Source organism: Streptomyces tibetensis, from assembly GCF_040647715.1.
In the GTDB taxonomy this organism is placed as follows: Bacteria; Actinomycetota; Actinomycetes; order Streptomycetales; family Streptomycetaceae; genus Streptomyces; species Streptomyces tibetensis_A.
In genome coordinates, this window is the sequence record NZ_JBEZCR010000019.1 from 26,086 (window position 1) to 42,194 (window position 16,109).

General features: G+C 69.1%; 14 protein-coding genes. 5 read left to right on the forward strand and 9 right to left on the reverse strand.

Annotated elements, in window-relative coordinates; translation table 11 throughout:
* The first annotated feature begins 146 nt into the window (after window positions 1-146).
* Together AB0B29_RS35345 and AB0B29_RS35350 are read left to right on the forward strand one after the other, a co-directional pair.
* Window positions 147-767: an SRPBCC family protein gene (locus AB0B29_RS35345; protein ID WP_362246432.1), complete on the forward strand. Its 621-nt coding sequence runs from the start codon at window positions 147-149 to the stop codon at window positions 765-767.
* Between the two features lie 36 nt (window positions 768-803).
* A complete protein-coding gene (locus tag AB0B29_RS35350; protein WP_362246434.1) occupies window positions 804-3,104 on the forward strand; it encodes an FdhF/YdeP family oxidoreductase in 2,301 nt (766 codons plus the stop codon).
* Window positions 3,105-3,117: 13 nt separating this feature from the next.
* On the opposite strand, the gene AB0B29_RS35355 is transcribed toward AB0B29_RS35350, so the two are convergent.
* Window positions 3,118-3,333: a hypothetical protein gene (locus AB0B29_RS35355; protein WP_362246435.1), complete on the reverse strand. Its 216-nt coding sequence runs from the start codon at window positions 3,331-3,333 to the stop codon at window positions 3,118-3,120.
* A 406-nt stretch (window positions 3,334-3,739) separates the two neighbouring features.
* On the opposite strand from AB0B29_RS35355, the gene AB0B29_RS35360 reads away from it, so the two are divergent.
* On the forward strand, window positions 3,740-5,248 hold the full coding sequence (locus AB0B29_RS35360) for a DUF4246 domain-containing protein (RefSeq protein ID WP_362246437.1): 1,509 nt from the start codon (window positions 3,740-3,742) through the stop codon (window positions 5,246-5,248).
* Window positions 5,249-5,300: 52 nt separating this feature from the next.
* Here the strand turns inward: AB0B29_RS35360 and AB0B29_RS35365 are convergent, their stop codons facing one another.
* The 4 genes from AB0B29_RS35365 to AB0B29_RS35380 all read right to left on the reverse strand — a co-directional run bounded on the left by AB0B29_RS35365 (window position 5,301) and on the right by AB0B29_RS35380 (window position 9,148).
* Entirely contained in the window at window positions 5,301-6,068 is a 768-nt protein-coding gene (locus AB0B29_RS35365; RefSeq protein ID WP_362246439.1) for a DJ-1/PfpI family protein, read from the reverse strand.
* The gene (locus AB0B29_RS35370) at window positions 6,065-7,069 is read right to left on the reverse strand and encodes a GlxA family transcriptional regulator (protein ID WP_362246441.1); all 1,005 of its coding nucleotides are present in this window, start codon (window positions 7,067-7,069) and stop codon (window positions 6,065-6,067) included. The genes AB0B29_RS35365 and AB0B29_RS35370 overlap by 4 nt, the downstream gene beginning before the upstream one ends.
* 169 nt (window positions 7,070-7,238) lie before the next feature.
* The gene (locus AB0B29_RS35375; RefSeq protein WP_362246443.1) at window positions 7,239-8,600 is read right to left on the reverse strand and encodes a PQQ-binding-like beta-propeller repeat protein; all 1,362 of its coding nucleotides are present in this window, start codon (window positions 8,598-8,600) and stop codon (window positions 7,239-7,241) included.
* Window positions 8,597-9,148, reverse strand: a complete 552-nt coding sequence (locus tag AB0B29_RS35380) for a SigE family RNA polymerase sigma factor (RefSeq protein WP_362246445.1) — start codon at window positions 9,146-9,148, stop codon at window positions 8,597-8,599. The genes AB0B29_RS35375 and AB0B29_RS35380 overlap by 4 nt, the downstream gene beginning before the upstream one ends.
* A gap of 183 nt (window positions 9,149-9,331) precedes the next feature.
* Here AB0B29_RS35380 and AB0B29_RS35385 point away from each other — a divergent pair, with 183 nt between their 5' ends.
* Window positions 9,332-9,748, forward strand: coding sequence for a hypothetical protein (locus AB0B29_RS35385; RefSeq protein ID WP_362246446.1), 417 nt, complete (start codon window positions 9,332-9,334; stop codon window positions 9,746-9,748).
* A gap of 52 nt (window positions 9,749-9,800) precedes the next feature.
* Here AB0B29_RS35385 and AB0B29_RS35390 read toward each other — a convergent pair whose 3' ends face one another.
* The gene (locus AB0B29_RS35390) at window positions 9,801-10,019 is read right to left on the reverse strand and encodes a hypothetical protein (protein ID WP_362246448.1); all 219 of its coding nucleotides are present in this window, start codon (window positions 10,017-10,019) and stop codon (window positions 9,801-9,803) included.
* 103 nt (window positions 10,020-10,122) lie between these two features.
* Window positions 10,123-11,403 (reverse strand): NlpC/P60 family protein, encoded by a 1,281-nt coding sequence (locus tag AB0B29_RS35395; protein WP_362246450.1) that lies wholly within the window; start codon window positions 11,401-11,403, stop codon window positions 10,123-10,125.
* Window positions 11,404-12,245: 842 nt separating this feature from the next.
* Here AB0B29_RS35395 and AB0B29_RS35400 point away from each other — a divergent pair.
* Complete coding sequence (locus tag AB0B29_RS35400; protein WP_362246451.1) at window positions 12,246-12,953, forward strand: beta-glucanase; 708 nt, start codon at window positions 12,246-12,248, stop codon at window positions 12,951-12,953.
* Window positions 12,954-13,028: 75 nt separating this feature from the next.
* On the opposite strand, the gene AB0B29_RS35405 is transcribed toward AB0B29_RS35400, so the two are convergent.
* Window positions 13,029-14,474: a serine/threonine-protein kinase gene (locus tag AB0B29_RS35405; RefSeq protein ID WP_362246453.1), complete on the reverse strand. Its 1,446-nt coding sequence runs from the start codon at window positions 14,472-14,474 to the stop codon at window positions 13,029-13,031.
* 224 nt (window positions 14,475-14,698) lie between these two features.
* Window positions 14,699-16,021: an aldehyde dehydrogenase family protein gene (locus AB0B29_RS35410; protein WP_362246455.1), complete on the reverse strand. Its 1,323-nt coding sequence runs from the start codon at window positions 16,019-16,021 to the stop codon at window positions 14,699-14,701.
* Window positions 16,022-16,109: the final 88 nt, after the last annotated feature.

Consider the following 16,109-nt stretch of genomic DNA (forward strand, 5'->3'; position numbering starts at 1 on the left):
CCCTCTCGCAGGGCGGGCTCGCGGGGCCCGGGTGCCGGGGGGAGTTGAAGTGGGCGAGGCGGGAACTGGGAGAGCAGCCCTGACGCGCGAGGGTGGGCCGGCCGGATGCCCGGACGCCCGGTTCCCGCACCGGAAGGAAGACCACGATGGCGCACGAAGACGACACTCGGCAGGCCGTGCCCAACACGCTTGGGACGCGCCCTGACGGCGACGGTGTGACGCGCCACCGTCCTCTGCGGGAGCGGCACGTCGAGGAGACGGTCGAGGTCGCCGTGCCGGTGCGGACGGCGTACAACCAGTGGACGCAGTTCAAGACGTTCCCGCGCTTTTCGACCGTGGTGCGCGACGTCGAACAGATCAGGCCGACCGTGACCGCCTGGACCATCGGCTGGGGCCCCCTGCGCCACCGCTTCGCGGTGGAGATCCTGGAGCAGGACCCCGATGCCTACCTGGCGTGGCGCGCTCTGGAGCAGAAGCCTTCCCACCAGGGCGAGGTCGAGTTCAGGCCGACGGAATCCGGCGGTACCGCCATCACGTTCCGGTTGTGCCTGCAACCGCGGGGAGCAGCGAGGCTCCTCAACCGCCCGTCCGGGGTCGTCCGGCTGACGGCCCGTCTGGTGCGGGACGAACTCGTGAACTTCAAGCAGTTCATCGAAGGACTGGGGCAGGAGGGCGGGGCGTGGCGCGGCACCATCCGCAACGGCCGTGTGCAGCACGATCACCCGGAACCGCCCAGGAGCCGCGTGGCCCAGTGGCCCGTCGGCTGACCGGTGTGACGGACACGGCAGGAGAAAGGCGAACCGATGCAGAACCCGCCCGGCGAGGAGCCGGAGACCAGCCTCTCCGTGACACCGCCGAAGAAGTGGGCAGCAGGAGTCCCCGCGGTCGTGCACGCGCTGGAGTACTCCCTGGAGCAGACCTCCACCCGCAAGGCCGTGGTCGATCTGCTGACCATGAATCAGGTGGGCGGGATCGACTGCCCCGGCTGCGCGTGGGCTGACCCGGCCCCTGGCCGGCGCCATCGCAACGAGTACTGCGAGAACGGCGCCAAACACATCAACGACGAGGCCACCACGCGCCGGATCACCGCCGACTTCTTCCGTGAGCACAGCGTCTCCGACCTCGCCACGCGCTCCGACATGTGGCTCAACCAGCAGGGCCGGCTCACCGAGCCGATGATCAAGCGGCCCGGTTCCGAGCACTACGAGCCCATCGGCTGGAACGACGCCCTGGGCGTCCTGGCACGGGAACTCACGGCACTGGACTCCCCCGATGAGGCCGTCTTCTACACCTCGGGCCGCGCCAGCAACGAGGCCGCCTTCGTCCTGCAGCTCTTCGCCCGCGCCTTCGGCACCAACAACCTCCCCGACTGCAGCAACATGTGCCACGAGTCCAGCGGCTTCGCCCTGAGCGAGACCCTAGGCACCGGCAAGGGCACGGTCAGCCTCGACGACCTCCACCACGCCGATCTGATCTTCCTCGTCGGGCAGAACCCTGGTAGCAACCACCCGCGTCAGCTGAGCGCGTTGGAGGAGGCCAAACGTAACGGCGGCCGGATCGTGGCGGTCAACCCGCTGCCTGAGGCCGGGCTGCGACGCTTCAAGAACCCGCAGAAACCACACGGGGTCGTCGGACGTGGCACCCAGATCGCCGACCGCTTCCTGCACATCAAGCCGGGCGGCGACCTCGCGCTGTTCCAGGCCCTCAACGGCCTGCTGCTGGAGGCCGAGGACGCCCGGCCCGGCAGCGTCCTGGACCACGCCTTCATCGACGCCCACACCACCGGCTTCGAGGAGTTCGCCCAGCATGCCCGCGCGGTCGACTGGGACGACGTCCGCACGGCGACCGGCCTGACCCGCGAGGAGATCGAGAAGGTCCGCGACGAGGTTCTGAACAGCGAACGTGTCATCGTCTGCTGGGCGATGGGCATCACGCAGCACAAGCACGGTGTCCCCACCATCCGGGAGATCGTCAACTTCCTTATGCTGCGCGGCAACCTGGGGCGCGCCGGCACCGGCGCCTGCCCGGTGCGCGGGCACAGCAACGTCCAGGGCGACCGCACGATGGGCATCTGGGAGCAGATGCCGGACACCTTCCTCGACGCCCTGCAGAAGGAGTTCGGCTTCGACCCGCCGCGCCCGCACGGCCTGGACTCGGTGAACGCGATCAAGGCGATGCGCGAGGGCCGCGTCAAGGTCTTCCTCGCTCTGGCCGGCAACTTCGTCCGCGCTGCTCCCGACAGCGAGGCCACCGAGGAGGCGATGCGCTCGTGCCGGCTGACCGCCCACATCTCCACCAAGCTCAACCGCTCGCACACCGTCTGCGGCGACACCGCGCTGATCCTGCCGACCCTCGGGCGGACCGAGCGTGACGTCCAGGCCGACGGCGAGCAGTTCGTCACCGTCGAGAACTCCATGAGCGAGGTGCACACCTCCCAGGGCCGCCTGGAGCCGGCCTCCCGGCTCCTGCTCAGCGAAGTGGCCATCCTCTGCCGCCTGGCCCGTCACACCCTGGACGGCGAGGCGGACATCCCCTGGGACCAGTTCGAGGGCGACTACGGCACCATCCGCGACCGCATCTCCCGCATAGTGCCGGGCTTCCACGACTTCAACGCACGAGTGACCCGTCCCGGGGGCTTCCAACTGCCCAACCCGGTCAACGAGGGCGTCTTCAACAACAAGGTCGGCAAGGCCCTGTTCACCTGCAACGAGCGCGTCGTCCCCCGGGCGCCCGAGGGGCACCTGCTGTTGCAGACGCTGCGCTCGCACGACCAGTGGAACACCGTCCCCTACACCGACAATGACCGCTACCGCGGGATCCACGGAAGCCGTCACGTCGTGCTGGTCAACCCGGCCGACCTGACCGAACTCGGCCTCGCCCAGGGCGATCGCGTCGACCTCGTGAGCGTCTGGGCGGACGGCTCCGAGCGCCGGGCCGAGAACTTCCAGGTCGTGCCCTACCCGGCCGCCAAGGGCTCGGCCGCCGCCTACTACCCGGAGACGAACGTCCTGGTGCCGCTGGACAGCGTCGCCGACATCAGCAACCAGCCCACGTCGAAGGGCATCGTCGTGCGTCTCGAGCCCACCCTCGACCGGGGTGTCTGACGCGGAGGTCAACTCAGGTCGTGGCTCCGGTCAGCAGGAACTGCCGCAGGACGACGAACTGCTCCCGCACGAAGACGAGCTGCTCCCGCAGGACGACGAACTGCTCCCGCAGGACGAGCTGCTCCCGCAGGACGACGAACTGCTCCCGCAGGACGAGCTGCTCCCGCACGACGAGGAAGTGCCGCTGGAACAGCCGGTCGAAGTGCCTTCGCTCCCGCCTGCCTCCCACCAGGATGACTGGTCGACTGGGCTGTAGGCGTCATGCGGCGTCGTTGCGCTGTGAGTTCCGCTGCTGGTCGGCCACGCTCCGTGGCCTGGCCCGGCACTCGCCCCGTACGCCGTTGCCCGCGCGCCCAGATCGTCCCAAGCGCGTCGCCATGCCCGGCGCACCATCCAGGTGACCAGTGTGACGAGTGCCAGCACGCCCACCAACACGAATGCGATCAACACGACGCCCCCTTCCGCCGAGCTGCGCCCGGATTGACCGCAGTATGCCCGGCGTCGCGGTCGGCTGAAGCGCCTCTTGAGCAAGTCCAGAGCTTCGCCGGGGCGGCGATGACCGGGGTCCGGAAGCAGTGTCAGTCCGCTGAAGTACTCTTCCCGCCACCGAGTACCCACTGTGAGGACCGAGAGAATTGACTGCCTCGTCTGCTTTCCCCTTGCCTTTTCACGCTTCCCGTTCCATACCGTTCACGCCGCCGCGAACGCTGCGGGAACTGCAGATGATGCAGTGCAGCGCACACATCCGGGCGAAGCCTGGGTGGTTCGAGAAGATGAATGATGCCGGCATCGTCGCGAGGTGGACGCGAGAAGCGGTCTCTCAAGGCCTCACCGAAGCACAAGTGCGCTACGTGCTGGCCGAACTCGCCTATTACGCCGGTCTGAGAGATGAGAGAACCGGCATCGAGGTGTCCGCCGTCGACGGGGTGTGGCAGTCGGACGCTCTGGTCGACGACACGCTCCGAACGCGGTTGCGCAGAGCGGTTCAGGTTCTGGAACAGGTCCCCGAAGCAGACCTGGACTGGCACCCCGGATCCGGCGGCCAGGTATTGGATCTGGTTCATCCCTCACTGTTCTGTCTGGTGAGGGGGGTGAGCGGTGCGCCCGAGCGGGCCTGGCAGAATCCGACGAGCCACTACTCGAAGTACGAGTTCTCGGAGAGATTCCAGTGGCTGCCCACGGACGTCGACGTCTGTGACGACGGCGATGTCGCCTTCCGCTCGTACGTCAACAACATCCACCCCGAGACGCACCACGAACTGGCCACCGTCCTGCCGGACCTGTTCGCACGTATGCGTCCGCTACTGGAGAACGTGCTCACCGATCTGCGCCATCCGCGGCCCCTGCGGATCGAGGCCGACCCCTACGGTTGGTACGACTCGGAGCCCGAGTACCCGGTCAGATCTTCCTTCAGTGATGACGAGGCCTTTGCGGAAGCCCGACGCGTATGGGCAGTGGCCCATGACGAGTGGTGGGAGAACCGCCGCCCCGTCGTTCCGGACGCCCCGGCCTTCACTCCACCCCAGCCACCCGACGAATCCGCCCGAGTCGACCTGCGTGGCCACCGTCTCCAGGTCATCGTCAAGCTCGCCACCATCCACCTCACCCCCGACAAGCCCGAATACGCCGGTGGATCCTGGCATGTCGAGGGAATGCTGAACGAGCGGATCGTCTCCACGGCAATCTATTACTGGGACAGCGAGAACATCACGGAAAGCCGGCTGAGCTTCCGGGCGGCGCTCGACGACCCGGACTACGAACAGAACGACGACAACGGCCTGCGTGAGGTCTACGGCCTGGAGGACGAAGACGCACTGAACCAGATGCTGGGCTCGGCTTCGACCCCAGCGGGCCGCTGCCTCGCGTTCCCGAACGTCCTGCAACACCGGGTCGGCTCATTCCGCCTGGTGGACCCCACTCGCCCGGGACACCGCAAGATCCTCGCGTTCTTCCTGGTCGACCCGTCGGAGACCATCGTCTCGACATCCGATGTGCCACCGCAGCAACCGTGGTCCGACACCTCGACCATGACACTTGAACAGGCCAAAAGCTACCGCGAACAGCTGATGCAGGAACGCAAGTTCTTCGTCGACGAACACAACGAGCAGTTGTACGAACGAGAGTTCTCCCTCTGCGAGCACTGAGCCATTTCCCTCGCCGATGCAGCCGCCGAGTCGTGCTCTCGAACACCGGTCGTCACACCTGAGAGGCGGCGAGCAACTTCAACGCTCTCTCCTTCAGTTCGGCACTCGCCTCGGCGGCATTGCCGGAGTCGAAGGGCGGCTGGGGGTCGTACTCGACGGCGAGCTGGATCGCCTTGGCCGTCTGATCTCCCGCGATCAGGGACGCAAGGTACAGGGCCATGTCCACGCCCGCCGACACTCCGGCCGCGGTGATGATGTTCCCGGAGCGGACGTAGCGCTGTGGCAGGCAGGTCACGTCGAACGTGGACTGGAGGTACTCGGCGGAGGCCCAGTAGGTCGCCGCCTGTCTTCCGTCGAGCAGGCCGGCCGCCGCGAGGATGATGCTCCCCGTGCAGACGGAAGTCGTCCACTGTGTGTGCTGGTGGACCCGGCGGATCCAGCGCAAAAGCGACTGGTTGTTCATCGCACCTATGGTGCCCCGGTTGCCGGCGCCCGGAACGAGCAGGACGTCGAGGCGGTCGACATCGGCGGTGGACCGTTCGGCGACCACGGCCACATCTCCGGTGTCCGTGCGGACCGGGCCGCGCTTCTCGGCGATCATCGTCACGGTCGCGTCCGGTAGCCGCGAAAGGATCTCGGCCGGACCTGTGGGGTCCAGCAGGCTGTAGCCGTCGTACAGCAGGATGCCGATGCTCGGCCCCGAACTGCCACCCGGGGCGGCGGCGTACGCCTCCCCGGTCGCCGCTGCGGCGGTGGTAGCGAGTGCGGCGGTGGCTACGGCCCCGCGCAGTACGTCTCTGCGTTTCGTCCCATGGCTCATGAACCGGGAGTCTTCCGCTGTCTCGTGACGCGTGGCGGTGGGATGTCCGGCATCCTGCGCATCATGTCCCCCGTCATGCCGTAGTGGTCCCAGAACGCCTGCCTCAGGGTCTGTGCCGACCCGAATCCGCAGCGGCGGGCGATCGCCACGAGGGAGAGACCACTGGACTGCACCAGGTGTGCCGCCGCTTCGGTGCGCACCACGCGCACGGCCCTGGCCGGAGTCGTATCGAGGTACGTGCGGAAGAGACGGGTCAGGTGCCGGGTGCTGACGCCCGCCCGCCTCGCCAGAGCAGTGGGGGTCAGGTCCTCGGAGATGTGCGCGGCGATGTAGCCCGTCAGGTCCCGCACGAGCCGGTCGTCCGGCGGTGGAGCAGCCAGGAACGTGGAGATCTGCGCCTGATCGGCGCGGCGGTGCAGATGCGTCACGAGTTCCCGTGCGACGGCTCGGGCCAGCGTCGGGCCGTGGTCGTCCTCGATCAGGGCCAGGGTCAGGTCGAGCGCGCTGGTGACGCCGGCCGAGGTGTAGACGTTGCCGTCACGGATGTAGAGGGGGTTCGCGTCCACCGCCACGGCGGGGTGGCGGTCGGCGAGCCGGTCGCCCCATCCCCAGTGGGTGGTCACTCGCCGGTGGTCCAGAAGTCCGGCAGCGGCCAGCACGTAGGCACCGGTGCAGACGGAGGCCACACGCCGGCTGAGGCCGGCGAGCCGGCGAACCTGGCCGAGTAACCGCTCGTCCGCCGCCGCGTCCTCGCAGCCGATGCCGCCCACAACGATCAGGGTGTCCAGGCGCCCCGCTACCGTCTCCAGCCCCTGCTCCGCCCCCACCGTGATGCCCGCCGAGCTTCGGGCGGCCCGACGGCCCAGGGTTCCCAGTTCAACGGAGTACCGCGGCTCCGCGCCGTAGCGGTTGGCGATGTCCAGCGCGCCGCTGGGACAGGCGATGTCGAGGATCTGCGCATCGTCGTAGGCAACGATGAGAACGCGTCGCTTGGTGGTCATGGCTCCAGATACCAGCATGCGCGCGACCCAGGAGCCAGGTTCCAGACCGGCTGTTTCCGGCGTGACGGGAGTGCCGGTGTTCGTCCTCGGGCAGCGGTCCGTTCCACCGCGGTGGCGAAGCCCGCCCCAGGCCGGGGAGCGTGATGCCGCCCGGCCCGGGGCTTACGGGTCAGTCGCCGATCCGGGGCAGGAGGGAGACCATCTTGCTGCCGTTCCTGGCGACGAGTACGTCGTCGTACAGCAGGAGTTGGGGCGAGCCCCCGAATCCGGGCCTCGGCTTGCCGGTGTCGACGTGAGTGCGCCAGACCTGCTCACCCGTGTGCAGGTCGAGCCCGGACAGGTCTCCGTTGGGGCTGAAGAAGTACACGACCCCCTGCTTCGCCGACGCCACGGGTGTCGCGATCCCGGGCATCGTGTCCACGGTCGGCACCTTGACGCCCACCGGTCGGGTCCACAAGGTCTCCCCCGTGGTCAGCGAGTGCGCCGAGGCCTTGCCCTGCCGGGACACGGTGATCAGGCGTTCACCGACGACATCGAAGGTGGCCAGGGGGCCGTCGACCCGATAGGGGTGTGAGGCATGCTCTCCCGAGCCGCTGACGGTGGTCAGCCGCATGTCCTTGCGGTCGCCGCCTGCTGCTGCGATCAGGACGATCCGGTCCCCCGACGTCCCGACGAGCTGCTGCCCGCCGGGCAGAGTCGCGACCTTCGTGGTGCTTCCGGTCACGGGGTCGAGACGCAGGATTTCGGTGTAGCCCGGACTCTCGACGTCAGGTGTGCACAGGAGGTAGGGCACTGCGCTCAGCACGGCCCGCTGACACACGATGCCCTTGGCCCAGGTTTGGTGCCACTTCTCCTTACCGGTCAGCGGGTCGAGGGCCGACATCGTGCGGACCGAGGGGGTGTTGGCCAGTACCGCACCGTCGATGAGCATGGCGGCCTGGTCCGTGCGGTCGTCCTGCGGCATCTTCACCGTCCACAGCACCTTGCCCGTGCCGGCGTTCACCGCCATCAGGTCGGTGCCGCCGCTGTAGTCCCCGTTGGGCAGGTTCTCCGCGGTGTGATTGCGGTAGGCGTACACCACGCCGTCACGCACGGCGAACGGGTGGTCGTTGCCGTCGCCCTCGCGATTGACCTCGACGCCCCACAGACGCTTGCCGGTGTTGGCGTCGATCTTCGCGGCGTCGTACTTGGAACCGCTGCAGTACAGTGCGGCGCCGTCCACCACGCAGCCCCGCTCGTCGGCGTCCGGACTGCTGCTCTGCCAGGGTTTCCAGCCCTCCGGCGGCGTCGCAGGGGACGCTGCCGGCCGCACGGGCCGTTCATGTCGCGCCGTACCAGTGTCCCCGAAGCCGAACACCGCGCCCACGCTGATCGCGGCAACCGCGACCGCCGTCCCCGCGGCCTGTGAGAAGCGGCGCCGGCTGCGCCGCCGCACCACCTTCTCCGCCAGGTCCCCGGGCGCTCGCACGCGGTCCAGGGCGACCGCGTGCAGCGTCTGCCTGACCTTCTCCTCCACGCGCTCCGTCGTCATCGCTGAACCTCCTTGGGCGTGTAGCTGAGCGACTGGATCCGTTCCTTCGGACCTTCGGGCCCGAGCTCCGGTACGAGCAGCCGGAGCTTGGCGAGCGAGCGGTGCGCCGTACTGCGGACCGTGCCGACCGGGCACCCCAGGAGCGCCGCGACCTCGGCCTCCGGCAGGTCCTCGAAGTAGCGCAGTACGACCACGGCCCGCTGGCGCTTCGTCAGACGGCCCAGCGCCGCCCAGAGCGCGATCCGCAGCTCGGCGTCCGCCCCGGCCCCCGCACCCGTCGCCTCCTCGGGCAGAACGGGCACTGTCGTCTCCGCGCGGTGTCTTTGCAACCGCCAGCGGTTGACCTGCTGGCGGTACATCACCTGGCGGATATAGGCCTCGTGTTGCTCGATGCGCCCCCAGCGCCCGTAGGCCTTCATCAGTGCGATCTGCAGCAGGTCTTCCGCCGCATAGCGGTCCCCGCCGGTGAGCAGCACCGCCAGGCGTAGCAGCGCGGTGGAGCGCATCTGAACGAACTCCCGGAACTCGTCATGACTCGAGGCCTCCATCGACCCTCCCCTTCTCGAATCATCACGACGCGATGAGCCGCCCCTGGCTATCCCTCACCGGGCAAGATCATGCGTTCGCACTCATCCAGCGGGGCGCCGCCGGTCACAACACGGCCACGTGCCCCGCATGCCACCCTCGCGGGGCGCATGATGTCCTGTCAGTACACAGCACTTGGGGGGACCATGCGCACGCGCACATCACTCGCGGCGGTGGTCGCGCTGCTGCTCGCCACGCTCACCGCCTGCGGCGGCACCGAAGCCAAGGCGGATCCGCAGGATTGCAGGAAGGCCCTGTACGACCAGTACAGAGACACGGTCGCGGCCGGCGACGACACGCCTGAGAGCAAGAGGCCCGCAGCCTGTGACGGCGTCGACGACAAGGCGCTGCAGCGCCTCGCGGGTGAAGCCATCAAAGAGTACCTGGCGAGCGACGATGCCGAGAAGGCTGTCGACGATGCGGTGGAGGGCGCCATCGACGACGCCCCGTGGGAAGAGGTGATGCCGACCCCGGACGCCTCCGACCTCGGCAAAGAGTTCGACGACGCCAAGAAGAAGCTGGACGACCTGATGAAGGAGACCAGCGACGCCACGGCACCGTGACACAAGGAGCAGATGAGCCCTCGGGCCGACTTCCACCGGCGACGGCCCGGCGCTACTCAGCCTCTTCGCCTCGACGGCGAGCCCGCGCCCGTTCACCTGCCCTTCGCGCCTTGCCGTTCAACCGCTCCCGGCCCCATGACAGCAGGAGAGCCAGAGGCGTGGCGAGCAGACCGATCAGCAGTGCCGGACCCCAGTCCATGCCGTCTCTTCGATAGCGCATGAGCAGGACGAGAAGGACGTAGGTCAGCACGATGGTCACTGTGGTCTTCAATGGTTTGGGCAGTGTCATGCACCGCCATGTGCCCCGATGACTCGGGCACATGGCGGAATCCCCAACCTCACTTCTTCCCGTTCGCACCGGACGGTGAGCGGCGTCAGGCCGGACGGACCACACCCTTGATCGCCGACTGACCGGCGAAGAACACCGACTCCTCACGGATGAGCGCTCCAGGGCCCGGGGCGTGGATCATCATGCCGTCGCCGCTCCAGATGCCGACGTGGCCGAGGTCGTCGTGGAAGAAGACCAGGTCTCCGAATAGGGCCTCAGCGAGGGAGACTTGCACTCCCGCGCCCCACTGGGCCTGAGCGGTCCGGGGAAGCGTGACACCGGCAGTCTTCCACGCGGCCTGGGTGAGCCCGGCGGCGTCGTACGATCCCGGCCCGACCGCGCCCCATACGCAGGGCCGGCCGATCTGGGCGCGGGCGAAGGCGATCACCCGCTCGGTCCGGGTGCTGTGGACCTGGTCCGGCGCCGGCCACATTCCACCGTCGGCGCCGGCCGTGAGATCGGCTGCCAGAGCTGTGGCGTGCGGCGCGGTCGCGACGGCTGCCTGCCCGGCGCCGTACGACTCCGTCCCGTTCGCTGGAAGATCGGCCCGGTGAGCACCCGCCGTGTGGGCGAGGGCATCGGGCAGCACCCCCGCGGGATCCGGAAGGGCCGGCAGCGCCGCGGTGTGGTCCGGGACGGAGGGCAGCACCGCTGGGTGGTCCAGGACGGAGGGCAGCACCGCTGGGTGGTCCAGGACGGAGGGCGGCACCGCAGTGTGGTCCGGGACGGCCGGCAGCACCGCGGTGGACTGTGGGCTGAACTCCGGTGCAGGCACCGACGAGGGCTCGTACAGCGGCCACGCCACCATGTCGGCGTCGAGGGCCGACTGTGCACCGGTCGGCCAGGTGCCCTCGTTCTGCCGGGGCCTGCCTGGCGCAGTCGGTACGGCACGCTGCTCGGGCAGCTTCGGAAGGAACTCGGTGGCCGGCGTCGCAGCTGATCCGCTGGTCAGCTCGAGCGCAGCCCCGGTCGGTGCCGGGGGCGCTTCGAGGGCGCGGGGTTCTGCGGGGCGTTCCAACTGGCGCGCGGGGCGTGCTGCCCGGGGCGCGCGGTCGGGCCGGGCCTGCACCTCCTGGCCCGCGTGCCACGCCGGCACGGTCGGGCCCAACTTCGCGCGGGCGGCGTCGAACCACTTCCGGGCCAGGGTTCCGACCGCCGGCTCCGCGTCACCTTGGGACCGGCCACGGGCGGCCGCGTCGCGCTGTCGCGGGATCGCGGCGGCACGGGTCGCGTTGAAGCGCCCCGTGTCGCTCTCGGCCCGGTCGTAGAGCCTGTCGACCCATCGCCGCACCTCGTCGGGGCTCGGCCCTTCGCTGTCAGTCGCCAACGCGCGCACCAGCCACATGCGAGAGCCGTGCCTCGGCAGTGAGAGCGTCCGGGGCAAGGGAGTCGGCCTTGTCCGGGAAGTCGGTCACTCCGGGGGGCGAGGTTCGTTCCAGCGCCATGGAAAGGGCACTCCTTCCGTTCCGAGAGCGCACCAAACCACCGGCCCATCGGTGAGAGTTGTGCACAGGGTGACCAACTTAGCCAACTTGTGCGCCTTCCGTGAAGATCGAAGAACGAAATGCCTGATATGCCGCTGTGATCTTCGCCCCGTCCTTCGCGAACCATTATCCAAATGAGCTCACTGACGCAGCTTTTGATGCGTTTGAGGAGGTGAACAGGGAGCGGCCCTTGCGCGCTCCGCCGAGTTGCCCGAGGCTCAGAACAGCCGTCCCTGGCAGCCTCGTCGAGAAGAGAGCTGACCGGTCCCGCTTGTGGTTGCCGGCGCCGGTCCATCGCCGAACAGCGGAGCCGTACCGCACTCGTCCAGCTCGGCCGGGATCCGGCCGTCGACCTCCGGGCGCGGCGGTGCCTCACGGTCGAAGTCGTCCGGAGTCATGCCCACCCAGTCGCGGCCGCCTTGCTCACTCACTCGTCGTCACCGCCTCTCCCCGGGCCCCACTCCCGGAAAGCCTTCCGGGATCAAGTGTCGCCCACCCATGATCAGTTCCACCATCGGGCGCTTCTGAACACCGGAGCCCAGGAGGCGGAGGCGAACGGGACCGAGCCCGTCCGGGTCGCGAACGTCCGGCGGTCCTGTCTCCGGCCGTTCACCTGAAAGGGTCGGATCTGCCCGAGGCCGGGGGCTGCAGGCATAGGAGGCCTTCAAGCGGTGAGACATTCGCCATGACCGAACCCTTACCGGCCGGCTTCCTTCCCCCTCCCGGCCGCCCGCTCTCCCCACCGGTCGTGTTCACGGCGGACTTCACCTCCCCCTCCCAGTGGGTGGCGGGCCGTACGTGGGCCTATCCCGGCGGTGGCCCGGTCAACCCGCGCGACGACAAGCTCGATCACCTGGTGGCCGACCCCGCATACAGCCGCTCCGGCGTCTTCCGTGCCCGACGACGACAGGACGGCCTGTGGAACACCGGGCTGCTCACCACCGAGGGAAGTGAAGAGGGTCTCACCGTCCGTGCGGGGGACGTACTGGAAGCCCGGGTACGGCTGCCGGCAGAGAGCGGCGCCTGGCCTGCGATCTGGACCTGGCGCGACGGCGGCCAGGAGATCGACGTCTTCGAGTACCACCCGGACCATCCCGGCCTGCTCGAATTCACCAACCACGTACGCGGCACCAACCGCTACCACCACGACCAAGCGGTCGGCCCGGGCGCATGGGTGAACCTGCGTACCTTCTTCGGCGCCCGCTCGGTGGACTGGTGGCTCAACGGCCAACCGGTCTTCAGCGACGGGCGAGGCGTGGGCCGGACCTGGCAGGCCTACCTCATCGTCAGTCTCTCCGTGTGCGCCGGGCGATACCATCGCGCACCGCAGCCGGAAACGACCGAGATGTCATACGAGGTGAGCCACCTGCTCGTACGACGGCCCACCATCTGACCCGTATGTCGCCGCGGCGGGCGACGTCGGCGTAGGTGTCCAGGCCGGACACCTACTTCTCCTCGAGCACCGCTGTCAGCGCCTGCGGTTGCGCTGTGCGGTCGGTGCTGTCTTCTTTCCCTTTCGCTTGTCCCGTGCATGACCCGGCGGCACCTTGGGGGTCTTCACCCCGCCTTTCGCGGGTGCGTGGGCCGCGGTCCGCTCAGGGACGCCGTCAGTGGTTTCGTGGTGGGCTTCGGGCTTCGGCTTGCCGGAGGGCGGGGGAACGTCGCGCACGGGTACGGAATCGCTCAGCGGCCGATCGGAGTCCGAGGGACGCGAGGACCGGGTCGCCGAGGTGGGGGGCGCGACGTCCTGGTGACCGGCGGTGTCGGGAGAGGTGGGAGCGACCGGATCCGAGGCGGACGGGGCCGCTTCGTCCACGGAGTCGTGCTGTGACAAACCGTCGGTGACCGCCAGGCCGGTGGCGAGAAGGGCGGCCAGTGCGGCCGCCACCCCACGCGTTCGCAGGCCGACGCGTACGGAGGCGGATCGAACAGCCCCCTGAGAAAGTCCTGTCGTAGTACGCGACCTCCCGGAAGCTTGCGCAGCGGGTGGCACACCCCGGTGCGTGACGTCGGCGCGCTCCGCGACTGCGGGGGACACGACGCTGAGCGCGGGACGGGCATCGGATGCGGCATGCTCTTCCTGGCCCGTTCCGGAGAGCCGGGTCAGCTCTTGGGCGCAGTCGTAGGCGTCAGGACGAGCGTGTTCCTCCAGGCTGGTCATGTCCCGAAGGAGGGCTGCGAAGTCGTCGGGCAGGAAGTCGGGGAGTTCGGGCCGGCGGTGCAGGCGTGCTATGGCGGACTCCAGAGGGCCGCCGTCGTATTCGAGGCGGCCGGTGAGGCTCTCGAGGAGGACCAGGCCGAGGGCATAGATGTCGGCGGGCCGGCTGACCGGCTTTCCCAGTACCTGTTCCGGGGAGAGATAGGCCGCCGTGCCGGTCAGGGTGTCGGGAGCGGTGCGCGTGGTCGCATCCAGGGCCCGGGAGATGCCGAAGTCCGTCAGGTGGGCGCGGCCGGAGGAGTCGAGGAGGATGTTGGAGGGTTTGACGTCCCGATGGACGATTCCCTCCTGGTGGGCATGAGCCAGAGCGTCGGCCAAAGCCGCCCCGAGCGCGGCCACAGCCTCGCACGACAGGGGTCCTTCGGCGATGCGGGACTTCAGAGTGCGTCCGTCGATCAACTGCATGACCAGGAAGGCATCGCCGTCATCGCGTCCGGCGTCGAAGGCGGTCACCAGGCCCGGATGGTTCAAACGGGCGAGGATCACAGCCTCGCTCCGGAAGGCCTCCTCCGTGTCGAAGCCGGTGCCGTGGCGGAACACCTTCACGGCGACCGGCCGTCGCAGTCTGAGGTCGTACCCGCGGTACACGTCGGCCGCACCCCCCGAACCGATCAGCGCATCCAGACGGTAGCGGCCCGCCAGTATCCGGGCACAGCCCGGAAAAGCCCGGGCGCCCCGCACCTCGCGCAATCCCACCTCGATCTCCCCACTCCGCGCACTCGCATCGCTCACCAGGCCCGCCGTCGACGCGCCGCCGAACGCAGGTACCCAGCCGTCGGCCGCTTGCACAACAGTGGAAGTATCCCGCCTCGTCGGCCCCCGGCCGGACGACGTCCGGTGGGGGCCGGGCAGCGGGTCAGGGCAACACCGGGATCATCACGAGCAGCGATGGTGGTGCGGTGTGCGCCCGAACGAGGAGTTCAGGTCAGCGGCTTGTCCAGGACCGCCTTGCGGTGGCTGAACGTCTCGATGGAGTACCTGCCGTGGTAGTTGCCCATGCCGCTCTCCCCCACCCCGCCGAACGGCAGGTCGGAGACCGTGAGATGGGCGAGCGGCAGGCCGTATCCGAGGCCGCCCGAGGAGGTCTCCGCGGCGATCCGGTCGCGCGTCTCGCCGGACTCGCTGAAGACGTACAGGGCGAGCGGCTTGTCGCGGTCGTTGATGAAGTCGATCGCCTCGTCGAGGCCGGACACGGTGACGATGGGCAGGATCGGCCCGAAGATCTCCTCCTGCATCACAGGGGACTTCGGGTCGACGTCCGCGAGGACCGTCGGCGCGATGTACTTGCCGGTGCGGTCGCTGCCGCCGCCGGTCACGACACGGCCCGAGTCGAGCAGGGCGGACAGCCGGTCGAAGTGCCGCTCGTTGATGATCCGGCCGTATTCCGGCGAGGCGGCCGGGTCCGCGCCGTACAGGGCGTCGACGGCGCGTACGAGGGCGGGCTCCAGGCCGGCTGCGGTCTCCGGGGTGGTGAGGACGTAATCGGGGGCCACGCAGGTCTGCCCTGCGTTGATGAACTTGCCGCGGGCCAGCCGGCCGGCGACCGCGTCGAGGTCGGTGTCGCGGTCGACGAACACCGGTGACTTGCCGCCGAGCTCCAGGGTGACCGGGGTGAGGTGCTCGGCTGCCGCGCGCATCACGATGCGGCCCACGGTGCCGTTGCCGGTGTAGAAGACGTGGTCGAACCGCTCCGCCAGCAGGGCCGTGGTCTCTGGGACTCCACCCTCGACGACGGCGACCGCGTCGGTGTCGAGATAGGCCGGGAGGAGCTCGGCCAGCGCGGCCGAGGTGGCCGGGGCCAGCTCGCTCGGCTTGGCCACGACGGCGTTCCCGGAGGCGAGCGCGCCGACCACCGGGGCGAGCAGCAACTGGGCCGGGTAGTTCCACGGGGCGATGACGAGTACGACGCCGAGGGGGTCGTACCGCGTCCAGGCGGTCGCGTCGGCACCGAGGTGCGCGGGGACGGGAGCGGGCTCGGGGCGCAGCCAGCCGTCGAGGTGGTCGAGGGTGTGGTCGATCTCCCGGACGGTGAAGTCGATCTCGGTGCGGTAGGCCTCGGTGCTGCTCTTGCCGAGGTCGGCATGGAGGGCGGCGGCGAGGTCGGAGCCCTGCTCGGTAAGCATCGCCCGCATACGGCGCAGCTGGCCGGTGCGCCATTCCAGGGGCTTGGTGCGCCCGGTGCGGAAGGTGGCCCGCAGCCGAGCCACGACGTCGGCGGGCTTCTCGGGTGTGTGCTGGCTCATGGCGCCTCTCCGGTGGGCGCCGGGTGGTCGCCCGCCCGGCGCGGAATCTCGATCAGATGTATATGCCAACCTTTCTCTTGCTCCGTCG